Consider the following 6,290-nt stretch of genomic DNA (forward strand, 5'->3'; position numbering starts at 1 on the left):
GTATTTTCCATTGGCTCGAATGGCGTCGATGGCCGAGTTGAGCTTGTTGACCAGGTCGGTTTCGCCCTTGCGCACGGCAATGCCGGCGCCAGGCCCGAAGATCTCGACCGGCTGCGGCGACGGCTGGCCGAGGATCTTGCAGCAGGCGCCATCAGGCGAATCCAGAAACTGCTGCAGCACGACGATATCGTCCTCGATGGCGTCGAGACGGCCATTGGCAAGATCTGCCTGCTCCTCGGGGCTGCTCGGATAGCCCTTCACGGTGCTGTCAGTGTAGGTCTTCGAGGCATAGTTGAAATGCGTCGTGGTGGTGGCGACGCCGATGGTCTTGCCGGCGAGATCTTCCTTGGTCACGCCTTTCAGCGTACTGTCCTTCGGCACGGCGAGCGCCGACGGCGTGTTGTAGTATTTGTGCGAAAAATCGACCTTTTCCATCCGCTCCGGCGTGATCGACATCGAGGCGACGATGGCGTCGAACTTGCCGGCCTGAAGGGCGGGAATGATGCCGTCCCAATCCTGCGCGACGAAGGTGCACTTTACCTTCATCTCATCACAAAGCGCCTTGGCGATGTCGATGTCGAAGCCTACGAGTTGGCCATCGGCGGTAAGGTTGTTGAAGGGCGGGTAGGCGCCTTCGGTGCCGATCCTTAGGGTCTTTTCCTGGGCCTGGGCGACGCCGAGCGTCAGCAGCGCGGCCGATGCGGCAAGCGCGATACGCAGTGAAATACGCATGATGGTCCTCTCTTTATGGTCCCGGCCGTCGTTCCGAACGGCTCTGTGGGGCGGTGCTTTTGACCGCCCGCTGGCGCGATACTCCCACTCTTTCCAAGAAAAAAGCAACTGCAAAACCGTAAAAATGGGCAAGGCTATTCTGCCGTTGCGTCAGCGCTCAAGCAACGAGCCCGGTGGTGCGCTCGATGAAGTCGGCTATCGATTTTGCATCGTCGAGATCGAATACCGGCAGCTGCTCGCCTTCAATCGCAAAATCGGCTGCGACAGCGACGATGTTGGGATCCTCCGCCGAAAGCGGCGTGCGGTCCTTCGCATCCAGCCGGCGGGTTTCGATCTTGTCGTGGGCTTCGCGCTTGTAGCCCTCGACCAGCACCAGGTCGCAAGGGGCAAGCCGCGACAGGACAGTCTCCAATGTCGGCTCATCCTCGCCGCGCAACTCGTGCATCAGTGCCCAGCGAACGCCGGAGACGATCGCGACTTCGGTGGCGCCGGCCTGCCGGTGGCGAAAACTGTCGGCACCCGGTTTGTCGATGTCGAAATCATGATGGGCGTGTTTCACCGTCGACACCTTCCAGCCGCGCCGGACAAGTTCGGTGACCAGCCTTTCGGTCAAAGTCGTCTTGCCGGAATTCTTCCAGCCGGTGATGCCGAAGACGCGTCTGTTCATGGCTTGATGCTCTGCAACAGACGCTCGGCAGACACAAGATCGTCCGGTTCGTTGATGTTGAAGAAAGGGTCGATCCCCGCCGATTGCAGAACCGGGAATTCCACCTCGACAAAACCGTGCCGGTCGATGAAAGCCGAAACCCGCCTGATATCCTCGTCGACCAGAAAGTGCCGCAAGGCATCGCGGCAGCCGAGCGGCCAGAGCGCGAAGGTCGGGTGCCGCTTGCCGGCCGAGCAGGCTACGGCAATCGAACTGGGACTTCGATCGGCGGCCGCTGCCAGGCGCTCGACAAGGTTCAACGGCAGGAAAGGCGTGTCGCCGGCAGCACTGACGATCGCTTTGCAAGACGTATTGGCCGCGGCCCATTCGAGGCCGGTCAGGATTCCGGCGAGCGGCCCGGCAAAGCCGGGCACGCTGTCGGCAAGCACCGGCAGTCCAAAGCGCAGGAATCGCGCAGAGGCGCCATTGGCGCTGAGCGCCAGCGATTCTATTTGCGGGGTGAAGCGCGACACGACCTGGTCAAGCAGGCAGCCATCGCCAAGCGGCAACAGGCTCTTGTCGCCGCCGCCCATCCGTCTCGACTGGCCACCGGCCAGGATGATCCCCGCAATGTCTCGCTTCATGCCACGAAGCCTGTACGCCAGCCGTCGGAAATCACAAGAACCTTCAATGATCTGGCTAGATTCCGTCAGGCACCATGGTCGGCCCCGTGCTTTCGGCGACGATCTTTCGCCGGCCGACCACACGCTCGCGATAGAGCGCATAAAGGCCGGAGCCGATGATGATGGTGGCGCCGACGATCATCGGCGGATCGGGGATATCGGCAAAGATGAACAGGCCAAGCAGGATCGACCAGATCAGGGCCGTATAGCGGAACGGCGCGATGAAGGAGATGTCGCCCGCCCGCATCGCCATGATGATGAACTGGTAGCCGATCACCACCAGCACCGCGGCCAAGGCCAGCAGGGCTGTGCTGTCCCTCGTCATCGGCGTCCAGCCGCCCATTGCCGGCAACAGCGCCGCACCGACGATGGTCATGGCAAGCGCGGTTGCCGTCGACACCAGCAATGTCGGAATGGCCTTGGGAATTCGCTTGGTGGCGAGATCGCGCACCGCACAACAGGCGACACTGGCCAGCGCTGCCAGCGAGTACATGCTGAACCCTTCGAAGCCAGGCCGCACGATAATCAGCACGCCGGCAAATCCGATGGCGATGGCCAGCCAGCGCCGCCAGCCGACAGCCTCGCCAAAGACGAGTGCGGCCCCCATCGTCACCGCCAGTGGCAGCGCCTGCAGCACCGCCGAAACATTGGCGATCGGCAAATGGGCGAGGGCGACGAGAAAACTCACCGTGGCACCGGCCTCGCTGATCACGCGCAGGGCCACCAGAGGCTGCAGCATCGAACCCGGGCGGGCGAGCGCGCCGCGCTGCCAGGCGAGCAAGCCGACGAAAAGCGAAGCGAAAGCCCCACGGATCAACATGACCTGCGCCATGTTCATCGATTGTGACGAGTATTTGGTGATGGCATCGTTGAGGCAGAAGCCGGCCATCGCCACCATCATGAACAACGCGCCGCGAATATTTGGTGACAGGGGCAAGACGGCTACCGGTTCTGCTAATGCATGTCGCCCAAAAGTGACCTCGGTTTTGGGGAAACGACACGCATAAGAAACAAAGACCTAAAGCGCGTCGCCTGAATCCGTTCAAACGCGACGCGCTTTAGGCAGCAAGCCTGTAACAGCCGGGCGTGAAACAGCAACAGCAAAGGGCTGGGCCACAGCCTTGTTTGTGGCTCAGAAGATCACCTGCAATGGCGGCAGAACTTACTTCTTCGGCGTCAGCACCTCGGTGCCATTGCCTTCCTTGCCGGCGATGGTCCACAGACCATGCAGCGAGCCGTCGTCCGTCATCTTGTAGACGACGAGGCCGATATCCTTGCCCATGACATAGCCGGCCGAGAAGGCATCATCGTTGCGCATGCAGATGCCGTCGGAAGATGAGCCGCCGGTTTCCCAATGGATCGCGCACGTCGTCCCGCTGGTCAGCGTGATGGTTGCCTCGCCGCCATAGGCAGAGCCGTCGAAGTTGGTGCCGGCGACCGTATAAGTGCCGCCGATCGACTGGGCCGCAGCGGGCACGGCCGCGAGACCAAGCAAGGCTAGAGAAAGAACGAGTTTGCGCATGGAGTATTCCCCCTGTGAGCGAAGATCCGCTTCCAGGGAAAGGGTAGGTTGGAACAGACTGGCCGTAAATCCGGCTGTGGTTCGCGAACAAGACTTTTTCTGGGGTGTGGTCCGAAACTTTCACGACCCCTTGAGACTGCCGGCAATGGCGCCGACCAGCGGGTCGTATTTCGACTTCAGGGCCGGAGGGTAGTCGACCCAGACCGTGCGGATGATACCGTCTCTCCCAAACAGACGTCGCTCGTAAAACATCTTTCCATCCTTAACGCCCGACAGCACCGCCCAATCGCTGCCGGCCTTGCCATAGGTCACCTTGTAGCCGGCTTCATCGCTGGCCTTCTCGGCCGCCACAAAGCCCTTCGGCGTATCGTTGTCTATGTTGAGGATGCCGGAGCAGATCAGGCTGGCGCCATCGGCGCTCAGCCATTGCTGTCCGTCGCCATTATCGGGCTCCGGCTGGCGATCGGTGAAGATCTCGTCGGGAAAGGTGCAGACGGTGCCGAAGCGCTCGTTCACATAAGTGAACGGCGCGGCGACCGCACTGCTTGCTGCCATTGTCGCAATCGCCAGGAATGAAGAGTGCAGCCGCATGCTCGCCTCGAGTCATGATCCGAAGCAATCTTGCATGAATTTCACGAAAAGATCAGCCGCCGGTGACGCTCATATGGCGTGACACCGATGGGCGGCTGGTGCGGCGGTCGATGATGAAGTCGTGGCCCTTGGGCTTGCGGCCGATGGCTTCGTCTATTGCATCGGCGACCAGCTCGTTGCCTTCGGAGGCGCGCAAGGGCGCGCGCAGGTCGGCGGCATCTTCCTGGCCCAGGCACATATAGAGGGTGCCGGTGCAGGTCAGCCGGACGCGGTTGCAGCTTTCGCAGAAATTATGCGTCATCGGCGTGATGAAGCCGAGCCGTCCGCCAGTCTCGGCGACCTGGACATAGCGGGCCGGGCCGCCGGTCTTGAAGGGAATGTCGGTCAGCGTGAACTGGCGTTCCAGCGACGCGCGCAGCAGCGACAGCGGCAGATACTGGTCGGTGCGGTCGGCATCGATCTCGCCCATCGGCATGGTTTCGATGACCGTCAAGTCCATGCCGCGGCCATGCGCCCAGCGCATCATCTCGGGCAGCTCGGCGTCGTTGAAATCCTTCAATGCCACCGCGTTGAGCTTGACCTTCAGCCCCGCGGCCTGCGCGGCATCGATGCCTTGCATGACCTTGTCGAGATGGCCCCAGCGGGTGATCTTGTGGAACTTGTCGGCATCGAGCGTATCGAGCGACACGTTGATGCGCTTGACGCCGCAATCGGCGAGTTCGGCGGCAAAGCGCGACAGCTGCGAGCCGTTGGTGGTCAGCGTCAGCTCTTCCAGCGCGCCGCTGGCGAGATGCCGCGAGAGCTGGCGCACCAGATGCATGATGTTCTTGCGCACCAGCGGCTCACCGCCGGTCAGGCGCAATCGCCTGACGCCCTTTTCGATGAAAACCGTGCACAGCCGGTCGAGCTCTTCCAGCGACAGCAGGTCCTTCTTCGGCAGGAAGGCCATGTCCTCGGCCATGCAATAGGTGCAGCGGAAATCGCAGCGGTCGGTGACCGACACGCGGAGATAGCTGATCGTGCGGCCGAAAGGATCAATCATGTCCATGCTTCAAGCGCTTCCTGTGGCCGTGAACGGCTTCGTTATATACCGCTATGTGATACGATCCGGCCTGCCATTCAAGATAGCGCCTCTCGATCTTTGGTAACATCTCTGCGCCGACATCGCATGTCGGTCGGTCTCATCAGGCCTTTTCCCGTTTGGCGAAGCGGCGTAGGGAAGGGCGGATGAGACGGGATCGAACAGCATGACCGCACCGAAAGAGCTCAGGGTCTCCAAGGACCGCAAACTTCTGTCCGTCACCTTTCCCGACCACCATCCATTCGAATTACCGGCGGAACTGCTGCGCGTCGCCTCGCCATCGGCCGAGGTGCAGGGCCATTCGCCGGATCAGCGGGTGACGGTCCCCGGCAAGCGCAATGTGGCAATCCTCAAGATAGAGCCGGTCGGCAACTACGCCGTGCGCATCACCTTCGACGATTTCCACGACACCGGCATCTTCACCTGGAATTACCTGCATACGCTCGGCCACGAGAAGGATGCGCGCTGGGAAGCCTATCTCGCGGAGCTTGCGGAAAAGGGCCTGAGCCGGGACCGCTAAAATTGATTCCCCTCGCTGTCGTCAAAACGTCATCGAGATGGCGTAGCGCCGGCAAAGGTTTGGAGGCGAAAACATGTCCGTCATCACCACGGTCGAGCAGCTCGAGGCGCTTTATGGCGTTCCAGGCGAGGCCTCGCTGGTCAAGGAACTCGACCACGTCATTCCCGAATATGCCGCCTTCATCGAAGCCTCGCCGTTCGTCGCGCTGGCCACCAGTGGCCCGGAGGGACTGGACTGTTCGCCGCGCGGCGATCTCGCCGGCTTCGTGCGCATCCACGATCCGAAAACCCTGATGATGCCGGACCGTCGCGGCAACAACCGCGCCGATTCGCTTAAAAACATTATCCGCGACCCACGTGTTGGGCTGCTGTTCCTGGTACCTGGTTCGGGCACGACGCTGCGCATCAATGGCCGCGCTCATGTTACAACGGATACAGCGCTGTGCGCGTCATTCACGGTGGAAGGCAAGGCGGCTCGATCGGTGACCGTCATCGACATCGATTCGGTCTATTTCC

9 protein-coding genes are annotated in these 6,290 nt (G+C 61.4%); 2 read left to right on the forward strand and 7 right to left on the reverse strand.

Annotated features, from left to right (window positions below; translation table 11 throughout):
- The 7 genes from EN893_RS14070 to moaA all read right to left on the reverse strand — a co-directional run.
- Positions 1–732: ABC transporter substrate-binding protein (locus EN893_RS14070; RefSeq protein ID WP_128361597.1), on the reverse strand; the 732-nt coding region annotated here is incomplete at its 3' end.
- A 157-nt stretch (positions 733–889) separates the two neighbouring features.
- Entirely contained in the window at positions 890–1,399 is a 510-nt protein-coding gene (mobB, locus tag EN893_RS14075) for a molybdopterin-guanine dinucleotide biosynthesis protein B (RefSeq protein WP_127269775.1), read from the reverse strand.
- The gene (gene mobA / locus EN893_RS14080; protein WP_127269774.1) at positions 1,396–2,022 is read right to left on the reverse strand and encodes a molybdenum cofactor guanylyltransferase MobA; all 627 of its coding nucleotides are present in this window, start codon (positions 2,020–2,022) and stop codon (positions 1,396–1,398) included. The genes mobB and mobA overlap by 4 nt, the downstream gene beginning before the upstream one ends.
- A gap of 55 nt (positions 2,023–2,077) precedes the next feature.
- Positions 2,078–2,998 (reverse strand): DMT family transporter, encoded by a 921-nt coding sequence (locus EN893_RS14085; RefSeq protein ID WP_127269772.1) that lies wholly within the window; start codon positions 2,996–2,998, stop codon positions 2,078–2,080.
- 225 nt (positions 2,999–3,223) lie between these two features.
- Positions 3,224–3,583 (reverse strand): hypothetical protein, encoded by a 360-nt coding sequence (locus EN893_RS14090; RefSeq protein WP_127269771.1) that lies wholly within the window; start codon positions 3,581–3,583, stop codon positions 3,224–3,226.
- A 120-nt stretch (positions 3,584–3,703) separates the two neighbouring features.
- On the reverse strand, positions 3,704–4,138 hold the full coding sequence (locus tag EN893_RS14095) for a hypothetical protein (RefSeq protein ID WP_236383069.1): 435 nt from the start codon (positions 4,136–4,138) through the stop codon (positions 3,704–3,706).
- Positions 4,139–4,226: 88 nt separating this feature from the next.
- Positions 4,227–5,222: a GTP 3',8-cyclase MoaA gene (gene moaA / locus EN893_RS14100; RefSeq protein WP_127270849.1), complete on the reverse strand. Its 996-nt coding sequence runs from the start codon at positions 5,220–5,222 to the stop codon at positions 4,227–4,229.
- A gap of 199 nt (positions 5,223–5,421) precedes the next feature.
- Here moaA and EN893_RS14105 point away from each other — a divergent pair, with 199 nt between their 5' ends.
- Together EN893_RS14105 and EN893_RS14110 are read left to right on the forward strand one after the other, a co-directional pair.
- Positions 5,422–5,775 (forward strand): DUF971 domain-containing protein, encoded by a 354-nt coding sequence (locus EN893_RS14105; RefSeq protein WP_013531698.1) that lies wholly within the window; start codon positions 5,422–5,424, stop codon positions 5,773–5,775.
- Positions 5,776–5,848: 73 nt separating this feature from the next.
- A partial coding sequence (locus tag EN893_RS14110; protein WP_128361598.1) for an MSMEG_1061 family FMN-dependent PPOX-type flavoprotein occupies positions 5,849–6,290 on the forward strand: 442 nt, incomplete at its 3' end.

Origin of the sequence: Mesorhizobium sp. M7A.F.Ca.CA.004.04.2.1 (assembly GCF_004022825.1) — a bacterium.
In the GTDB taxonomy this organism is placed as follows: Bacteria; Pseudomonadota; Alphaproteobacteria; order Rhizobiales; family Rhizobiaceae; genus Mesorhizobium.

Coding starts and splice junctions, on each gene's coding strand:
- mobB (WP_127269775.1), bottom strand. CDS start 1,399: ATGAACAGACGCGTCTTCGGCATCACCGGCTGGAAGAATTCCGGCAAG.
- mobA (WP_127269774.1), bottom strand. CDS start 2,022: ATGAAGCGAGACATTGCGGGGATCATCCTGGCCGGTGGCCAGTCGAGA.
- EN893_RS14090 (WP_127269771.1), bottom strand. CDS start 3,583: ATGCGCAAACTCGTTCTTTCTCTAGCCTTGCTTGGTCTCGCGGCCGTG.
- EN893_RS14095 (WP_236383069.1), bottom strand. CDS start 4,138: ATGGCAGCAAGCAGTGCGGTCGCCGCGCCGTTCACTTATGTGAACGAG.
- moaA (WP_127270849.1), bottom strand. CDS start 5,222: ATGGACATGATTGATCCTTTCGGCCGCACGATCAGCTATCTCCGCGTG.
- EN893_RS14105 (WP_013531698.1), top strand. CDS start 5,422: ATGACCGCACCGAAAGAGCTCAGGGTCTCCAAGGACCGCAAACTTCTG.